The organism is Gammaproteobacteria bacterium, from assembly GCA_028817255.1.
GTDB classification, from domain to species: domain Bacteria; phylum Pseudomonadota; class Gammaproteobacteria; order Porifericomitales; family Porifericomitaceae; genus Porifericomes; species Porifericomes azotivorans.
In genome coordinates this window covers 1-18,446 of sequence record JAPPQA010000008.1, presented here as the reverse complement: position 1 = coordinate 18,446, position 18,446 = coordinate 1, and the positions used below count along the sequence as shown (strand labels likewise).

Annotated in this window: 14 protein-coding genes and 1 pseudogene; 3 read left to right on the top strand and 12 right to left on the bottom strand. The window is 64.4% G+C overall.

All coding sequences use genetic code 11. The features are described 5' to 3' along the window. Nucleotides 1–40: 40 nt before the first annotated feature. The 12 genes from ccmI to def form a co-directional block, all read right to left on the bottom strand. Nucleotides 41–1,315: a c-type cytochrome biogenesis protein CcmI gene (ccmI, locus tag OXU43_00345; protein ID MDD9823628.1), complete on the bottom strand. Its 1,275-nt coding sequence runs from the start codon at nt 1,313–1,315 to the stop codon at nt 41–43. Next, the gene (locus OXU43_00340; protein ID MDD9823627.1) at nt 1,312–1,776 is read right to left on the bottom strand and encodes a cytochrome c-type biogenesis protein CcmH; all 465 of its coding nucleotides are present in this window, start codon (nt 1,774–1,776) and stop codon (nt 1,312–1,314) included. The genes ccmI and OXU43_00340 overlap by 4 nt, the downstream gene beginning before the upstream one ends. Further along, the gene (locus OXU43_00335; GenBank protein ID MDD9823626.1) at nt 1,776–2,318 is read right to left on the bottom strand and encodes a DsbE family thiol:disulfide interchange protein; all 543 of its coding nucleotides are present in this window, start codon (nt 2,316–2,318) and stop codon (nt 1,776–1,778) included. The genes OXU43_00340 and OXU43_00335 overlap by 1 nt, the downstream gene beginning before the upstream one ends. Then, complete coding sequence (locus tag OXU43_00330; protein MDD9823625.1) at nt 2,302–4,284, bottom strand: heme lyase CcmF/NrfE family subunit; 1,983 nt, start codon at nt 4,282–4,284, stop codon at nt 2,302–2,304. The genes OXU43_00335 and OXU43_00330 overlap by 17 nt, the downstream gene beginning before the upstream one ends. 45 nt (nt 4,285–4,329) lie before the next feature. Next, entirely contained in the window at nt 4,330–5,025 is a 696-nt protein-coding gene (locus OXU43_00325; protein MDD9823624.1) for a methyltransferase domain-containing protein, read from the bottom strand. Beyond that, nucleotides 5,022–6,476 (bottom strand): potassium transporter, encoded by a 1,455-nt coding sequence (locus tag OXU43_00320; GenBank protein MDD9823623.1) that lies wholly within the window; start codon nt 6,474–6,476, stop codon nt 5,022–5,024. The genes OXU43_00325 and OXU43_00320 overlap by 4 nt, the downstream gene beginning before the upstream one ends. An 18-nt stretch (nt 6,477–6,494) precedes the next feature. Next, the gene (trkA, locus tag OXU43_00315) at nt 6,495–7,868 is read right to left on the bottom strand and encodes a Trk system potassium transporter TrkA (GenBank protein MDD9823622.1); all 1,374 of its coding nucleotides are present in this window, start codon (nt 7,866–7,868) and stop codon (nt 6,495–6,497) included. Between the two features lie 30 nt (nt 7,869–7,898). Continuing rightward, nucleotides 7,899–9,215 carry a sigma-54 dependent transcriptional regulator gene (locus OXU43_00310; GenBank protein MDD9823621.1) on the bottom strand — a complete coding sequence of 439 codons (1,317 nt, stop codon included), beginning with the start codon at nt 9,213–9,215 and terminating at the stop codon, nt 7,899–7,901. Beyond that, nucleotides 9,212–11,407, bottom strand: a complete 2,196-nt coding sequence (locus OXU43_00305) for an ATP-binding protein (GenBank protein MDD9823620.1) — start codon at nt 11,405–11,407, stop codon at nt 9,212–9,214. The genes OXU43_00310 and OXU43_00305 overlap by 4 nt, the downstream gene beginning before the upstream one ends. Beyond that, nucleotides 11,404–11,982 (bottom strand): DUF4390 domain-containing protein, encoded by a 579-nt coding sequence (locus OXU43_00300; GenBank protein ID MDD9823619.1) that lies wholly within the window; start codon nt 11,980–11,982, stop codon nt 11,404–11,406. The genes OXU43_00305 and OXU43_00300 overlap by 4 nt, the downstream gene beginning before the upstream one ends. A gap of 191 nt (nt 11,983–12,173) precedes the next feature. Then, entirely contained in the window at nt 12,174–13,130 is a 957-nt protein-coding gene (gene fmt / locus OXU43_00295; GenBank protein ID MDD9823618.1) for a methionyl-tRNA formyltransferase, read from the bottom strand. Then, entirely contained in the window at nt 13,127–13,648 is a 522-nt protein-coding gene (gene def / locus OXU43_00290) for a peptide deformylase (GenBank protein MDD9823617.1), read from the bottom strand. Before def ends, fmt begins: the two co-directional genes overlap by 4 nt. A gap of 218 nt (nt 13,649–13,866) precedes the next feature. On the opposite strand from def, the pseudogene OXU43_00285 reads away from it, so the two are divergent. From OXU43_00285 to topA, 3 genes and pseudogenes are all read left to right on the top strand, one after another. Beyond that, a pseudogene (locus OXU43_00285) lies at nt 13,867–14,058 on the top strand (LysM domain-containing protein). Nucleotides 14,059–15,147: 1,089 nt separating this feature from the next. Next, a complete protein-coding gene (gene dprA, locus OXU43_00280) occupies nt 15,148–16,365 on the top strand; it encodes a DNA-processing protein DprA (GenBank protein ID MDD9823616.1) in 1,218 nt (405 codons plus the stop codon). Between the two features lie 40 nt (nt 16,366–16,405). Next, nucleotides 16,406–18,446, top strand: a 2,041-nt coding sequence (gene topA, locus OXU43_00275; protein MDD9823615.1) for a type I DNA topoisomerase, incomplete at its 3' end; no start/stop codon positions are given.

Sequence of the window (18,446 nt, the reverse complement as noted above, 5' to 3'; positions counted from 1 at the left end):
AGTATCTTCCGGGCCGCTTCCGGGCCGTTTCAGGACCGTTTCAGGGCACGACCCGGTCAATCGTCAGGGTGAGGGCCTGCGGCCCCTGGGAGAGATCCAGCGTCTCCGACAGCCCCTCCAGGTCGCCGGGCCGGGACATTACGTCGCCGCCCTTGGAGATGCGCGCGCCGACGACGACTTCCTGGAAAGCGGAGAGACGCATCTCCGGCAGCATCGCTTTGGCGTCATCCAGCACGACCCGGACCGGGAAATTCCCGGCGCGCTGGCGCACCGCCGCCAGCGGCATGGGCGGGCCGGCGGCGGCCTTGGCGAATATGAACAGGGTGTCGTCAGGCGCGACCCGCGTCTCAAGCGCCGGCGCCAATTCCACTGTGACCGTGATGCTCGCCTTTGTCCCGGCGGCGGGTGCCGCCGGCGCGGCCTCGTCGGCGGCTTCCATGTCGCGCTCGACGCGGGCGATGCTGTCCCGGAGCAGGTTCGCGGCCTCGCTGTCCGGTTCCAGTTTCTCCAGCAGGGAGCGCCAGGCATACAGGGTCGTTTGGTGATCGCCGGCATTGCGGGCGCCGAGGCCGAGCATCATCAGGGCTCCCTGGTGCGCCGGCTCCGACTGCAGCACTGCGTGCAGTAAGCGGGCAATGACATCATTGAGTTTGCCGTCATTGGCCAGCAGCAGCGCCTGCGCATAGCCCATCTTGATGTCGGTGCGCGCCGGCGCCAATTGCAGGGCGCGGCGCAAGGTGAGCACCGCCTGCTCGGTCAGTTGCAGGCGCACCAGGCCGCGCCCCAGCAGGAACAGGCTGTCCGCGTCGTTCATGCCCTCGCGCAAGACCCTGGTTTGCAGTACCCGGACGAAATCCGGCAGGTTCGCGTGCGCCTCTTCCGGAAACTCGTGCGGTTGGCGCATAGCGCGTTGAACCGCCGCGTCCAGTCTTGATTGCAGGGCGATCCACTCGCTGGCCTCGCCGCGATACGAGCCAATGTAATAGTGTCCCAGGGCCAGCAGGGGCGCAACCACGGCGGCCGCGGTGCCCAGCGCCCGCATCCCGCCGGGTCGGCGCGGCGCGTTCTCCTGTGGCATGTCGTTGAGCAGGGTCCGCTCCAGCTCGGCACGCAGGGATTGGTATTGCGCCGCGCCGATTCGCCGCTCCCGCAACTCGGTATCGAGATCGGCCAGGCGCTCGCGGAAGATACGGGTATTGGCCGCTTCCTGCGATAACCCGGCCTTCTTCTCCGGCTGGTGCAGCCACAGCGGCGCCAGGATGCAGGCGGCGGCGGCCGCGACCAGGGCCGCGGCAATGAACCAGAATGCGCTCATCCGGCGCCGTCGTCGTGGCGACTTAACAGGGTCTCGACCCGTTCGCGCTCCCGCGCATCCAGCGTGATCGGCCCGGCCCGGGCGCAGCGGCGAATCCAAAGCGCCAGGCCAAAGCCGACCAGTGCGATGAGGATCAAGGGGCCAAACCACAGTAGCCAGGTTGCGCGCTTTAGCGGCGGGCGGTAGCTCACAAAGTCGCCGTAGCGTTGCACCAGGTAGGCCACGATCTCTTCGTCGCTGTGTCCGTCCTGGATCATGTCATAGACTTTTTGCCGCAAGTCGGCGGATAGCGGCGCGTTGGAGTCGGCGATGTTTTGATTTTGACACTTGGGGCAGCGCAGCTCGAAGACCAGGTCCTGGAAGCGCTGCTCCTCGGCAGGGGCGGCAAATTCGCGCACCTCGATCGCGGCCCAGGCCGCGGGCGCCAGGGAGCACAGCAACAGCAGTCTGGCCCAGGTCATCAGCCGGCTTTCGTCAGCGCCTCGAGCCGGGGCAAAATTTCACGCTCCCAGGTTTGTTGGTTCAATTCGCCTACGTGGCGGTAGCGGATCACTCCGGCGGCATCCAGGAGGTAGGTCTCCGGCGCGCCATAGACCCCCAGATCGATGCCAATTCGTCCCTCGGCGTCGTAGATGCTGAGTCGGTAAGGATCGCCCAGCATCTCCAGCCAGCGCAGTGCCTTGTCGCGCTGGTCTTTGTAGTTTATTCCGTAGATCGTGATCCCCTGCTGCTTCAGCGCGCGCAGAAACTCGTGCTCGGCGCGGCAGGTCGGGCACCATGTCGCCCAGATGTTGAGTAGGGCGATATCCCCCCGAAGATCGGCCGGGGTGACGGTTTGCCCGGGGTCGTCCAGGCGCTCGGCCTGGAAATCGGGCAGCGGCTTGCCAATCAGGGCCGAGGGCAGCAGGCGGGGATCGTAGCGCAGCCCCAAGCCCAGTACCGCCAGTAGCAGCACGAAGCCGGACAGCGGCACCGCCAACAGCAGGTTACGCTTGGACGGCATCCATTCCCTCGGCGGCGGCCAGGCGGCGCTCGCGGCGCAATAGGCGATAGCGCGGATCGCTGAACGCCAGCGCGCCGCCCAGCGCCATCAGCAGCGCGCCCAGCCAGATCCAGCGCACGAACGGCTTGTAGTGGATGCGCACCGCCCAGCTGGTGGCATCCAACGGTTCGCCCAGCGCCAGATACAGGTCCTGGGTCAGACTCGGCTCGATGGCGACCTCGGTCATCGGCATCTGTTGCACGGTATAGAAGCGCTTCTGCGGCGACAGGATGGCGACCGGCCGGCCTTCGTCCAGCACCTCTACGCTGGCCTCGGTCGCCCGGTAGTTGGGGCCCTCCAGTTCGCGCAGCCGCAGCAGCCGGAAGTCGTAGGGTCCGACGCCGACCGTCTCGGCCACCGTTAGCCTGACGTCGCGCTCGACGCTGTAGGCGCTGGTGACGGCCACGCCGGTGACGGCCACGGCCACGCCCAGGTGGGCCAGCAGCATGCCCTTGTAGTGGCGCGGCAGGCGCAGCAGCGCGGTCCAGGGCCTGCGCCGGTGGGCCAATTTGGCCAGCACGTCGCGCAATTCGCCGCACAGGACCCAGCATACCAGGGACAGGGACAGGCCCACGATGAAATAAAAGCGCTCTGCCAGCAATGCGGGCAGACCGAATCCCAGCGCCAGGCTGGCCAGCATCCAGGGCACGCTTTGCCTGAACAGCAGCCTGCCGTCGTGCTGCTTCCAGCGCAGCATGGGGCCCACGCCCAGGGCGGCCAGCAGGGCCAGGCACAGGGGCGCGAACAGGGCATTGAAGTACGGCGGTCCGACCGAGAACTTGCCCAGTTGCAGCACATCGGCCAACAGCGGGAACAACGTGCCTACGAACACTACCCCGCAGGCGCCGATTAGCAGCAGATTGTTGATCAGCAACATGCTTTCCCGCGACAGGGGCTGGAACCTGCTCTCGCTGCGGATCAGAGGCGCGCGCAATGCCAGCAGCAGCAGGGCGCCGCCGGTGACCGCCGTCAGCAGCGCCAGAATGAACAGCCCGCGGCTGGGATCGGTGGCGAATGCGTGTACCGAGGTCAACACCCCGGAGCGGACCAGGAAAGTTCCCAACAAGCACAGGGAAAACGCAGTGATCGCCAGCAGCACCGTCCAGGCGCGGAACACTCCGCGTTTTTCGGTCGCCGCCAGCGAGTGGATCAGCGCGGTGCCGGCCAGCCAGGGCATGAACGAGGCGTTTTCGACCGGGTCCCAAAACCACCAGCCGCCCCAGCCCAGCTCGTAATACGCCCACCAGCTGCCCAGTGCGATTCCCAGGGTCAGGAAGCACCAAGCCACGATGGTCCAGGGGCGCGACCAACGCGCCCAGGCGCTGTCCAGGCGGCCGGCCAGCAGCGCTGCGACTACAAACGCGAAGGCCACCGCGAACCCGACATACCCCATATAAAGTATCGGCGGGTGAACGATGAGGCCGATGTCCTGCAACAGGGGGTTCAGATCGCGCCCGTCAGCGGGAAAGTTCGGCAACAATCGCTCGAAGGGGTTGGAGGTCAGCTGGGTGAACAGGATAAAGCCGGTGCCAATGATGCCCATCACGCCCAGTACCCGGGCCAGGAGATCGCGCGGCAGCGCGCTGCTGCACAGGGCGACCGCCAGCGTCCAGCCGCCCAGGATCCACACCCATAGCAACAGCGAACCCTCGTGGCCGCCCCAGACCGCGGACACCCGGTACCAGACCGGCAGTTGGGTATTGGAGTTCTCGGCGACGTATTTCACCGAGAAGTCGTTGTGAACGAAGGAAAATATCAGACACAGCAACGCCAAAGACAAGAAGGCGAACTGGCCGGCGGCCAGGGGACGGGCGGTTGCCATCAACCGCGGGTCGCCGCGAGCCGCACCGAGCAGGGGCAGCAACATGAGCATGGCTGCCAGCGCCAGGGCCAGGATCAACGCCAAGTGTCCGATTTCAGGCAACATGATTCGAGGATACTACAATCGCGGCGGCCAATTCGGTTGGAGCCATTATATACAATTGCGGGAACCGCTTTGCTTTGACCGCGGCGGGCGCCGGTCCGCCGGTTTTTCCGCTCCCGGTCTGCCGCGGTTTGCCGGGCTGTTCGCGGCGCGTTGGCCGCGCCGGCGGGCGACCAGGCATGCCTGGTCGCGCATTGCTTCGTCCCCGTCCGGGGCTTCCCGGTAGGACAGGATCTCGAAGTCCTGCGCCAGGAAGAAATGCAGCAGCTCGTTGCGCCCGAGCCGGTACAGGGGATTGCGGGGATGCGCCTTTGGGCCGGCCGCGCCGGCGAAGGTCTGGTAATAAACCAGGCCGCGGTCCTTGCAGGCCCGCGCGATGAGCGGCATCAGCCCCCGGTCCAGGTACCGGCTGACGGTGATTACATCGTAGCGGCGCGGCCGGCCAAGGGCCGCGGCGGCGTCGCAGACCAGCATCCGGATCTCCAGGCCGCGGCTGCCGGCCAGGTGCCGCAACCGTTTTATCGCCTCCCCGGAGATGTCGCAGGCGGTGGTGCGCAGCCCTCGCTGCGCCAGAAACAGGGCGCCGCCGCCCGTGCCGCAGGCGATGTCCAGGGCCCTGCCCGTGTCCGGCAGCAGCTGCCGGTGGGCGTGGAGCACCCAGGGCGGCGGCGGGGGGGCGTCCCGGTTCCGTTGTCGGTAGATTGCATCCCACTTCCGCCCGCTCTCGTCTCGCACCGGAGTCATTTCCTCCAGAACCCCATGCTCAGTAAGATGAGTATGGGGAAGAGCTCCAGCCTGCCCAGCAGCATGGCCAGGGTCAGCAACCACTTGGCCGCCGCCCCGAGTTCCGCGTAGCTGGAGCTGACCGCGCCCAGTCCGGGGCCGAGGTTGTTCATGCACGCGGCTACGGCGGAGAAAGCGGTGACCTGGTCTATCCCGGTGGCCACCAGCGCCAGAAGCAGGATGGCGAATATGGCGATGTAAGCGGCGAAAAAGCCCCATATCGCCTCTATGGAGCGGGTCGTCAGGGTCCTGTTGCCGGTCTTGAGGATTGTGGTTACGTTGGGATGGTTCAGACGGAGAATCTCGCGCAGGCCCTGCTTGAAGATAACGATGAGCCGGATGACCTTGATGCCGCCTCCTACGGAGCCGACGCAGGCGCCGGCGAAGCTGGCGAACAGCAGCAGCAGGGGCAGGAATTCGGGCCACTGGTGATATGTGGAGACGGTGAAACCGGAGGTGGTGGTGATCGAAACCGCCTGGAAGGAGGCGTCCACCAGGGTTTCCGCGTTTATGCCCGCGTCCCACCTGGCCGCCAGGTACAGCCAGCATATTGCGACCGCCAGCAGCTGCAGGCGGATATAGCAATTGAATTCCGGGTCTTCGAGATACGGCCGCGCCGTCAGGTTCTTCAGGGCGACGAAATGCAGCGCGTAATTGGCCCCGGAGATCAGCATGAACGCTGTGGCGACGATCTTGACCGCGTTGCCGGGGTAGTGCGACATGCTGGCGTCGTGGGTGGAGAACCCCCCGATGGATACGGTGGAGAAACTGTGCGACAGGGCATCGAAGGGCGTCATCCCGGCGAGCCAGTAGCATATTCCGCAGCTGATCGTCAGGAGCACGTAGATATTCCAGAGCGATTTTGCCGCCTCGGTGATGCGCGGGGCCAGTTGGATGTCTTTGGACGGCCCCGGCAGTTGCATGCGGTACAACCGCACCCCTTCGATACCCAGCCCCGGCAGGACGGCGACCGCCAGGATGATGATGCCCATGCCGCCCAGCCACTGGAGCTGCTGCCGGTAGAGCAGCAACGAGCGGGGCAGTTCGTCAAGCCCGACGATGACCGTGGCGCCGGTGGTCGTAAGCCCCGAGAAGGACTCGAACACGGCGTTGGTGACGCCGAGATGGGGCAGCTGTGGGCTGAGCAGGAAGGGAATGGCGCCAAGGAAGCCTATCGTCAGCCAGAACAGCACGACGATCATGAAGCCGTCGTGTAACCGCAGGTCGGCGGTAGCCTTGCGGGTCGGCGCCCACAGCGCCGTTCCCAATGCCAGGATGATGCCGAAGGTCTGCAGGAAAACTGCGCCGTTGCCGTCGCCCTCCCACCACGAGAACAGCAGCGGCGGCAGCATGGAGAGGCTGAAGAACAGCAGCAGGTAGCCGAGGTTTTTGGTAATCGTGGGCAACTGCATGGCGCGCCCGCCGCGGGCTCAGAGGTAGGTCGCGCCTACCTGGAAGAGTTGTTGCTCCAGTTGCGGCAAGGCCTGCTTGTCGGATACCAGGACGATCAAATGATCTCCCGCCTGGATCGCGGTATCCTGGCAGTCGGTGATCACTTCATCCCCTCTCACGATGGCCCCCACCATCGTCTCCTGGGGAAGGTCAATCTGCTTCAGCGGGCGTCCCACCACCGGCGAAGATGCCTCGTCTCCATGGATGATCGCCTCCATGGCCTCGGTCTTGCCCCCCAGCAGCGAGTGGACCATGACGACGTCCCCCTTGCGGATATGGGCCAGCAAGGCGCCCATGGTGATGAGCTGGGGCGAGATCAGGATGTCTATGGAGCCTTGTTGCACCAGGTTGGTGAACCGCGAGTGATTGATCAGGGCCATGACCTTTTTCGCGCCCAGGTTCTTGGCGAGCATCGCTGCGATGATGTTGGTTTCATCGTTGTTGGTGATCGCGCAGAACACATCGGTCCGGTCTATATTCTCTTCCGTGAGCAGGGCCTCGTCCGTCGCGCTCCCCTGCAACACGATCACGTCCTCCAGGATTTCGGAGGCCGTCTGCGCTTGTTCCGGATCGATCTCGATGATCTTGACCTGGTAATGCTGTTCCAGCGCAATGGCAAGACATTTGCCGATGTTGCCGCCTCCCGCCAGAATGATCCTGTGGACCCTCGGTTCCTTGCGGTAGATTTCACCGAGCAGCGACTGGACCGCCTTGTGGGAGCCGATGAAAAAAACCTCGTCGCCCGGCAGCATCCGGGTGTTTTTCTTGGGGAACATCGTTTTGCCCTGGCGATGGATGAACACGATCCGCAACTCCAGGTCCGCCGTTTTTTCGCGGAAGTCCCCGACATTCATTGCGGCGAGGTCGTTGCCGGGGACGCAGTTCACCGACACCAGCTGCGCCTTGCCGCCCGCGAAGTCCACCACCTGTTGCGTTCCCGGCAGCGAGATCAGCTTGGACACACGCTCGGTGACCAGGTTCTCCGGGCTGATGATCACGTCTATGGGCAGGGATTCCTGGGAAAAGAGAGCGGTATAGCGGAGATATTCCGTGGAACGGATGCGGGCGATCTTCGTGGGGGTGTGGAACAAAGTGTAGGCCACCTGGCAGGCGAGCATGTTGGTTTCGTCGCTGTTGGTGACGGCGACGATCATATCCGCTTCGCTGGCGCCCGCCCGCTCCAGGATGGACGGGTGCGAGGCGTTGCCATATACAGTGCGCAGATCGTGCCGTTGCAGTCCCTCCAGGAAGCGCTGGGCCGTATCAACGACGGTGATCTCGTTCTTTTCGTGAACCAGGCTGGCGGCCAGCGAACTGCCCACCTGACCTGCTCCCAGGATAATGATCTTCACCCGGTTTCCTTAGTCCCGCTGCCCGGTTATTCAGTGCCTGGTCTGGAGCCCCAGGGTCTTTATTTTTCTGTGCAGGTGCGTCCGCTCCATGCCGACCTCCAACGCCGCCTTGCTGATATTGTAGTTTGCCTTTTTCAGATGGTGCTCCAGGTAGGCCCGTTCGAACTTCTCCCGGGCTTCGCGCAGCGGGCAGTCGAATGCCGGAAAGCCGCCCGGCCCTTCGTCGCCGGAGCGTTGCTCCAGGAGTTTGGAGACTTCCTCGATTTCGATCTGATCGGATTTGCCCATGATCAACAGGCTTTGCACGGCGTTTTTCAATTCCCGCAGGTTTCCGGGCCAGGAATGGCCGCGCATGCGGTTCTGGGCGGCCACCGTGAAATGGCGGTAGGGCAGGCCGTCGCACTCGGCGAACAGGTTGGCATAGAGTTCGAGCAACTGCGGGATGTCCTCGCGGTGCTTGCGCAACGGCGGTATTTGGATCGAGACCACGTTCAGCCGGTAGTAGAGGTTGTCCTGGAATTGATTCTGCTGCACCCGTTTCTGCAGGTCGTAGCGGGTGGCGGCGATCAGGCGGGGGGTGCCGGCGCGCTCCCCGAGGATCTCCAGCAACAGCGACTGGCGCTTGCGATCCAGGTCGGCGATATCTTTTATGAACAGAATTCCGCCCCGCGCCATTTCCAGCAGCTCGGGGAAATACTGCCGTCGTTTGCTCCGGTTGCCGGCCACGTTGTCAATCGTTGCCGCGCCGAGGGAGGATACGGGGCAGGAAACGAAGGGTGCGGCCGCGCGATTCGAGCAGGAGTGGAGATAGCGGGCGTAGAGTTCTTTGTCGGTTCCCGATTCGCCGATAAGCAACACCGGGGTGTCGTGGTGGGCGACCCGCTGGAGTCGCTCCCGCAGCTCCTGCATTGCCTCGCTCTTTCCGGCTGTCGCCTCGCCGGGCCAGCCGCGCCGGAGCATCAGGTTCTCCTGCTGCAAGGTGGAGGACTCCATCGCATGCCGCACCGTGAGCAGCAGTTTCGCCGTGGAGAGGGGTTTTTCGATGAAGTCGTAGGCCCCCAGGCGGGTCGCTTCCACGGCGGTTTCCACCGTGCCGTGTCCGGACATCATCACGATGGGGCACTTCGGCTGCAAGCGGCCGGATAACTCCCGCAGCAGAGTGATGCCGTCGGTGTTCGGCATCCAAATGTCCAGCAGGATCAAGTTCGGAGTGTGGGAGTCTATGACGGAGTGGGCATCGCTTGCGGAGGCCGCCGTATCGACGCGGAAGCCCTCGTCTTCCAGGATCTCCTTGAGCAGGCTGCAGATCGCAGGCTCGTCGTCCACTACCAGTATTTGTCCCGTCATACGGCGGCCTTTTCGTAGTCGGGATGCAGGGCGCCGCCGGCCTCGCCGGCCTGGTCAGGGTAACCCAGCGGCAGGCGCAAGACGACGCAGGCGCCGGGAGGAGGATCGTTGTTGTAAATCCATACGATTCCCCCGTGGTCCTCGACGATCTTCTTGACGATGGCAAGCCCCAGGCCGGTGCCGCCGGTCTTGGTGGTTACGTACGGCTCGAATGAGCGGTCGAGCAGCGCCTTTTCGAACCCGCGCCCGGTGTCCTTCAATTGCAATTCAATGCAGTGGTTTTCCCCTTCCCGGATCGCCCGGGTCACGATGGACAGGCGCATGGGTTGGCCGTCCTTATCGGCCTCAAGGGCGTTGCTCAGCAGGTTGTTCAGCACTTGCCGCAGTTTGTCCGCGTCCGCGTAAAGCGGCGGCAGGGCCGCGATATCCGCGTCAATCTTCGCGGCGGCGTCCACGTTCCGGTAGAGGTCGAGACTCTCCAGCAGCAACTGATTGAAGTCCAGGGCCGTCCGGCACAACTTGGGCGGGCGGGCATAACTGGCGAATGCGTCCACCATGCCCTGCATGGTCTTGACCTGCTGGATGATCGTGTTGGTGAGGCGCTTCAGCGTCTCGGGGGACGGTTGCCGCGCGGAATTCCCGTACTTGCTTTGCAGGCGCTCCGCCGACAACTGGATGGGAGTGAGCGGGTTTTTGATCTCGTGGGCGAGCCGCTTGGCCACTTCGGTCCAGGCGGCGTCCCGCTGGCTCTGGACCAGCCTGGTGACATCGTCCAGAACGATCACGTGGCTGGCGCCGCCGCCGTGCGGGGAGGGAAAGGAGGCGCCGCTGCAATTCAAGATGCTTCTCCTCATGCGCCCGAAATAGATTACCTGCTCCCGCCATTCCCCCGTGCATCCCAGGCGCTTGTCAATCATGGCGACCAGGGCGGTCAATTGCTCGTGTTTCCGGCAGAGTTCCGCCAGGGTCCTGCCTATGCTTTCCCGGGCAAGAGGAATGCCCAGGACCTGTTCGGCGCCGGCATTGAAGGTGCGGAGCCGGCCGCTTTCGTCCAGGACCAGTACGCCGGAGGAGATTCGGCCCAGGACCGCCTGCAGGTAGGCGTTCTGCGCCTCCGCTTCTTCCTGTGCCCGCGCGACCTCGCGGGTCATTTCGTTGAAGGAAACCACCAGGGAGCCCAGTTCGTCCTTCCCGGATACGGGCAGCTGGGTGTCGTATTTGCCTGCCGCCACCTCCTGGGTCCCCCGCGCCAGGTGGCGGATGGGGGCTACCAGCTTGCGCGAGGCAATGAAGGCGCCCCATACCCCGCCGAATACACTGAACAGCAGGACCAGGGTCAGGATCATGATGAAGCTCAGCTTGAGTTGCGACCGCAGGTAGGACAACCGTTTGTATTGTCCCAGGGCGGTTTGTACGCTGTTGGCCAACTCGCTCATCTGTTCCGAGATGGGGAACAGGGCCTGGAGCACCCTGGGTTCGTTCTCCAGCATTCCGGGCGGCACGTTCACTATGGCCCGGATGAAGATCCCCTCTCGCACCGGGTCCAGGGAGATATAGCTGTTTCCCTGTTGCAATTGCAGCCAGGTGGCTTCCTCCGGGCGGCTCGGCACCAGCTCGGTGACGTCGTCGCTGCTGGACGAGATGATTGCCCCCTGGCGGGTCAGCAAGGTCAGTTCCCTGGCCCCGGAGCGTTTTTGCAGGTCGTCGAGTTCCGGCGGCAGGGCGGCGTCCGGCAGGGCGGAGAGTTGCTCGGCAAGCGCATTGCTTTCCTGCAGCAATTCCCGCATTCGGATGTTCAGCGCCGACCGGCTCAGTTCCAGGGAGTCTTCCAGGGCGTGTTCGATTCGCACGTCGAACCAACTGTCAATGCCGCGCCTGAGGAAGTCCAGCGAGAAGGCGTACACAATGAAGACCGGCACCAGGACGAGGACGGCAATGAACGTCACCATGCGCGCCGTCAACAGAGAGCCGGGGGCCTTTTTGACCACTTGCCGGATCAGGTGGCGGATGTTCAGGCCGATGAGCGCCAGGAGGGCCGCAAGCCCGAAGGCGTTGACCAGCAGCAGCCCGGAGTACATCCGGCTAAACCGCTCGGAGTTCTGGGTGGCCTGGTTCATCAGCAGCAGGGAGATGAGCAACAGAACGAACAACGCGCTCCCCGCCAGCAAAACCGCTCTGTTGCCGCGCTTCATTGCCGTAATTTCAACTCCAGCCAAGGGCTGATGAGGCTCCAGTTGTTGCGTACATAGGCCAGGGGATTGAGCGGCGCGGGCAGTTCTTCGATGTCCAGGCGCGTGCGCAGAGAGACGACATACGAATGTTTCGGCGCCAGGTTGCCGGCCTCGATCAGGGGGATGTCCGAGAGCCGGCCCATGTCCTCAAGCACATCCTCCAGGGAGCGGAAGTGCCGCCTTCTTCCCGTTTCCTGCTCGGTAAGGAGGTATTGTCCGCTCAGCACGTGGTACTCCAGGCGGTAGAGCAGCTCTTTGGCCAGGAGGCGCTGGTCCCATAGCCACCGCCGCTGCTTGTGGACCCGGAGTTCGGTGCTGATCCGCAGCGCGACCCCGTGGGCCAGCGCCTCGACGACATCTGTACTGAATTCGTAGCGGATATCGGTTGCCAGATGGTATCTGTCGTCGTTCAGGTACAGCCGTACGTCGCCGAAATGGATCTGCGCTGCTGCCGCCGGCGCGAGCGTCAGCAGGCAGAGTATGACGGCGCTCCGGAAGCACGGGCGGCGGAGGCGGCTGTTGTTGCGGGCGGGCATTGGGGCATCTGGATCGGGGTTGCGCCAGGGCGGTTTTTGTGGGGAACAGTGTAGCACTTCAGGCGGCCCTTCCCGTCCGGTGCGCCCCCGTCGGCGCCGGGAGCGGGCCGCCCGCGGCCGGGGCGCCGGTCGCGGCCCGTCGCCAGGGTGCCGCGCCGTCCCGCGCGCTCACTTTTCCAGGGCCCCCATTTTCAGGGTCCCCCGTTCTGCCGGTACCGCTCGCGCAGTTCCGGCCGGCCGTTCAGGAATGCGGCGGCGCTCAAGGGGCGCCCCCCGGGAGATTGCACGGTCAGCAGCCGCAGGCGCCGGTTATCGCCGGCCGCGACGTCAATGCCGCAGGGGGCGGCGCGCATTACCGTGCCGGGGGCGACGTTGCTGGGGCCCGGCATCGCGGTCGCCTCCCATACCCGCAGGCGCAACGGGCCCAGTTCCGTGTGGGCGACCGGCCACGGGTTGAATGCCCGCACCTGCCGGGCGATCTCGGCAGCCGGGCAGTTCCAGTCAATCCGCGCCTGGCGCTTGGTGATCCGGGGGGCGTAGGTGGCGAGCCTTTCCTCCTGGGCGCAGGCCCGGAGCCGGCCCGCCTGCGCCTCCTGTAGCATCTCCAGCAGGCAACGGCGCCCCAATTCGGCCAGGCCCCGCTCCAGGGTGGCAGTCGTTTCCCGAGCCCCGATTTCGCGGCTTGCCTGACGCAGTATCGGGCCGCTGTCCAGGCCTTCGTCGAGTTGGAATACGCTGACGCCGGTTTCCTGGTCGCCGGCCAGGATTGCATGTTGCATCGGGGCCGCCCCCCGCCACCGCGGCAACAGGGAGAAATGCAGATTCAGGCAGCCCAGCCGAGGTTTCCGCAGAGACTGCGCGGGGATCAGGAGTCCGTATGCGACCACCACCAGCAGATCCAGGCCACTCAATTCGCGGATCGCGGCAATCTCGGCGCCGCGGGCGGGTTGCAATACCTTCAGGCCGCGGCGCTCGGCGAATTGCCGTACCGGGGTCGCGGTCGTTCGCAGCTTACGCCCTGCCTTCCGGTCGGGCCGGGTCAGCACGATCTCCACTGGGTGGGGGCTGGATTCCAGGATATGCCGCAAGGTATCCCGGGCAATGTCCGAAGAACCGGCAAACCCCAGCCGTAGCGCGGGTTCCTTCACAAGGCGGATTGCTGTACAGAAATCTTTTTCCGTTGCTTGTTGCGCTTTTTTTCGAACCGCTGCCGCTTCAGGGGCGACAGGTAGTCAATCAAAAGCTTGCCGTTCAGGTGATCGATCTCGTGCTGTATGCAGATGGCCAGCAGTCCGTCGCAGTGCCGGTCCACGACACCGCCCTCTAAGTTCATGGCCTGCAGGCGGATTTTCTGGCTTCGCGGCACGGGCTCGAATACTCCGGGTACGGACAGGCAGCCTTCCTGTATTGCCGTTTCGCCCTCGCGGAATATGATTTCGGGGTTGATCAGGCACATGGACTGGCTACGGTCCTCGGCGAGGTCAATGACCACGACCCGCCTGCTGACGCCGACCTGGTTGGCGGCCAGCCCGATGCCCCCTTCCGCGTACATGGTCTCCAGCATGTTTTGCGCCAGAGTGCGGATCTCGCCGTCAATCGCCTCCACCGGCAGCGCCTTTTGTCGTAACAGAGGGTGGGGGTGGTGTAGAACTTCCAGGATGGCCATGCTGTTACCTCACAAAGTTGAAAAATATGTTATACTATTTGCAGGCCTTAGATACTACAGGAAGTTTAGCACGGCCTCGAACCGTTTTGGTCAAACAGAAAAAAGCAGGATAAAAAATGATGTTTTCACGGACGTTTTCACGCAAAACTGCAATTGTCTGGTGCTTCTTGTTCCTGTCGGCAGCTCCCTGCCAGGCAGAGACCGTTCTCGCCCCCGGTCATCCGGAAAGCCATGTGGTGCAGAAGGGGGACACGTTGTGGGATATTGCCAGCCGGTTCCTGGCCCAGCCCTGGCGCTGGCCGGAACTGTGGAGGATTAACCCGCAGATCGAAGATCCTCACCTCATCTATCCGGGGGACATAATCCGTTTGGTATATCGGGAAGGGGAGCCGGTTCTTACCCTGGAGCGCGCCGGGGCAGGTCAACGACCGGGGCAACAGGCGGGTCAGCAACCGGGGCAGCAGCCGGGCCAGCAACCGGGTCAGCAACCGGGGCAACAGCCGGGTCAGCAGCCGGGGCAGCAGGCCGGGAGCAAGCAGGATCGCTTCGTCAAACTGAGTCCCCAGGCGCGCATCTATCCTCGCGAGCAGAGCATTCCTGCGATCCCGTTGTACGAGATCCAGCATTACCTGGCCGATGTGCGCGTGGTGCCTGGGAGGCAATCCGACGAATGGCCCTACGTACTGTCAACCGTGATTGATAGTACCGCGCACCGGGTGTACGCGGCGGTTGGCAAGGTCTATGTCAGGGGCAAGCTGGACCCGGCTCAGGTGACTTATAGCGTCTATCGCGAGAGGCGCCTGTACCGCGACCCGGCTCTTCCGGATCGAATCCTGGGACAGGAATTGGTTTATGTAGGCGATGTCGAGATCATCCGGTTCGGCGATCCGTCAATCGGTTTTATCAAGAGTTTCAAGCGCCCGTTGCGGCAGGGCGACAGGCTTTACGTACAGCAGGAAGGAGAGGACGAGAGTCTGGTCTCTTTTTTCCCGCGGCCTCCATCCCGGGAGGTTTCCGGCCAGATCATAGATGTTTTCGGAGGCCTTGTGGTCGCCGCGGAACGCCAGGTCGTGGTATTGGACGTAGGGGAAAATGCAGGCTTGGAGGTGGGCCATGTCCTGGCCATTCAGCAGCAGCAAATTCGCTTTGAAGACCCTCTCAGCGCTGAGTTGATGGCCAGGCAAGATCAGGCGGAGCGCATACGCTTCCGATACGAGGACGTCAGCGCGACGGATAACCTGCTGAGCAGCATCTTCAACGATGTGAGGGGGCTGGCGAATACCTTCAATCGCAGCGGCCTGGTGCGTTACATAGGCGGCCCGACCCAGCATCCCGAGCAGGTGGAATTGGAGGGACAGAGAAACGGCCACCTGTTGGTTTTTCGGACTTTCCCGGAGGTCAGCTACGGGCTGATCATGGATATAGATTTCCCGGTATATCTTCATGATTTGGTGAAAAACCCCTGACGGCAGCCTTTCCCTGGGGTATATTCCCCGGGATTGCCGGGCGGGGCAGGGCCTTGCGGGGGCGGCGTTCGCCGACCGTCCGGCAGTCGGATAAACGCAAGGAAGGTAAAGGGAATTACCGCACAGCGTCTCAAGGACGAAGACGAGTCCATCTGTTGGCTGGTTCTGCACCGCGCCGCGCAGTGGGCCGCGCCCGGTTTTCTCCCGGGCTTGCTGGCCCGCTACGGCACTCCCGCTCGGATGCTGGAGGCGGGGCGGGCGCTTTACGGCAGGCCGGGCGGCCCGCGCCAGGCGATCGAGGCCCTGTCGCATCCCGACTGGGCGGCCATTGAGCGGGACCTGCGCTGGCTGGAGGCCGGCAAACGCACCCTGTTGACGCTCGCGGACCAGCGCTATCCCCCGTTGTTGCGCGAAATCTTCGCGCCTCCCGGTGTCCTTTTCGTAGAGGGGGACCCGGCGCTGCTGCACAGGGCGCAAGTGGCGGTGGTAGGCAGTCGTCGCGCCTCCGGCTACGGCAGGCGCCTCGCCCGGCGATTGTCGCGGGAATTGGCGGCGGCGGGCCTGGCGGTGACCAGCGGCCTCGCCCGCGGGATTGACGGCTGCGCGCACTGGGGCGCCCTGGAGGGAGGCGGGGTGACGCTCGCCGTGGCCGGGACCGGCCCGGACCGCGTTTACCCCAGAGCGCACCGCGAGCTGGCCTGCCGGATCGCTAGTCAGGGCGCCGTATTGTCGGAGTTCCCCCGCGGCACGCCCCCGTGGCCCGGCAATTTCCCGCGCCGCAATCGGATCATCAGCGGGCTGAGCGCAGGCGTCCTGGTTGTGGAGGCGACGGTGGACAGCGGCTCGCTGATTACCGCCCGCCATGCCCTGGACCAGGGGCGGGACGTATTCGCCGTGCCCGGGGCCGTTACCAACCCGCTGTCGCGGGGCTGCCATTCCCTGATCCAGCAGGGGGCGAAGCTGGTGGCAACGGTAAGCGATGTGCTGGAAGAGATCGGCGGCTCCTTCGCTACAGGCCGGGCCGTTTCCCAGGGGCCGCCTGCGCCCTCGCTGCCGCCCTCGCTGCCGCCCGGACTGCCCCCCGGGCTGCGCCGGCTCCTGGAGTGTTTCGACGAGGAGTCGGTATCCGTGGACACGCTGGTGGGGAAAAGCGGATTGACCCCCGCGGAGGTTTCCTCCATGCTTTTTACCCTGGAGCTCAAGAACTGCGTGCGCGTCGGTTTGGACGGCAACTATCAAAGGCTTAAATAAGGCCGGCGTTGCGGCGGCCGCTGTACTGTAAACGAGAGATATGGACAAGGCACTGGTAATCGTGGAATCCCCGGCCAAGGCGGCCACCCTGAGCCGTTATCTGGGCAAAGGGCACGAAATCCTTGCGTCTTACGGCCATGTCAGGGACCTCGTGCCCAAGAACGACGCGGTGCTCCCGGAACAAGACTTCCGCATGCAGTACCAGCCCATAGAAAAGAACGCCCGTCACGTCCAGCGGATCTGCAGGGCCATGGCCAAGGCGGACGTGCTTTATCTGGCCACTGACCCCGACCGGGAGGGCGAGGCGATTGCCTGGCATTTGTGCGAGCTGATCAAAGAAAAGGTGGACTTGCGAGGCAAGCGGGTCTGCCGGGTCGTGTTCCACGAGATTACGCGGGCTGCGATCCTGGAGGCCTTCGAGCGGCCCGGCGAGCTCTCCCACAGCCTGATTGACGCGCAGCAGGCCCGGCGGGGCCTGGATTACCTCGTGGGCTTCAATTTATCCCCGCTGCTTTGGAAAAAGATCGGCGCCGGATTGTCCGCCGGCCGCGTGCAGAGTCCCGCCCTGTGCATGATCGTGGAGCGCGAAGAAGAGATCGAGCGCTTCCAGTCCCGGGAATACTGGACCATCGAGGCGGACGCCTCCCATGCCGACCGTGTTTTCCCCTGCCGCCTGACCCGCTACGGCGGCAAAAAACTGACGCAATTCAGCATCGCGGACGGCGAATCCGCGCGCGAGATGCGCAGCCGCCTGCTCAAGGACGCCGGGGGGGAATTGGTCGTGCAGGAGGTGCGGAAAAAGGAGCGCAGGCGGAACCCCGCCCCGCCGTTCATTACCTCGACGCTGCAACAGGAAGCGGCCCGCCGGCTCGGCTTTTCCGCCCAGAACACCATGCGGGTCGCCCAACGGCTCTACGAGGGCATGGATGTGGGAGACGGCGTAAGGAGCGGGTTGATCACGTACATGCGCACCGACTCGGTGCACCTGTCCGCGGAGGCGCTGCGCGACATCAGGGGCCTGATTGCCGGCCGCTACGGCAAGGAATCGCTGCCGGCGCAGCCGCGGCGCTACAAGACCAGCGCCAAGAATGCCCAGGAGGCCCACGAGGCGATCCGCCCGACCGCCATCAAGCGCTTGCCCGACGGCAAGCTGCAGGCCCTGCTGGACCGGGATCAATGGCGTCTGTACGAGTTGATCTGGAAAAGAACGGTCGCCTCCCAGATGGCTTCGGCCCTCATAGACACCGTGGCGGTGGACCTCGGCTGCAAGGGCGACCACCTTTTCCGCGCCAACGGCGCCACGGTACGCAAGCCCGGCTTCCTGGCGGTGTACGAGGAAGGCAAGGACGACCCGGTGCGCGAGGACGAAAAAGAACGCGCGCTGCCGCCGTTGCAGCAGGGGGACCGTGTCGCATTGCGCGAGCTGCGCGCCGATCAGCACTTTACCACGCCGCCCCCGCGTTACTCGGAGGCGAGCCTGGTGCGCGCCCTGGAAGAGCACGGCATCGGCCGTCCCTCCACCTATGCCAGCATCGTCTCCACTTTGCGGCAGAGAAAGTACGTGGAAATGGAGAAGAAACGCTTCGTGCCTACGGATATCGGCAGGGTCGTGAGCCGATTCCTGACCCGGCATTTCGAGAAATACGTGGATTACGACTTCACGGCCCACCTGGAGAACGATCTGGACGCCATCTCTCGCGGCGAGAAGGGTTGGCGCCCGGTCATGAAACAATTCTGGGGCAGCTTCAAGAAGCGGGTCGAGGAAAAGGAACGCACGGTCAGCCGCATCGAGGCGAGCGGCAGGGAGTTGGGGCAGGACCCGCGGAGCGGGCGTCCGATTCTGGCGCGCATGGGCCGGTACGGTCCTTATGTGCAGATGGGCAGCGGCGGCGACAAGGAGAAGCCGCGCTTTGCCAGCCTGATGCCGGAGCAGCGCCTGGACTCCATCACCCTGGAACAGGCGCTGGAATTGTTCGAGCGCAAAGGCCGGGCGGGTGGCGGCGAGGCGGGCGGCAGGGAATTGGGACAGGACCCGCGGAGCGGGCGTCCGATTCTGGCGCGCATGGGCCGGTACGGTCCTT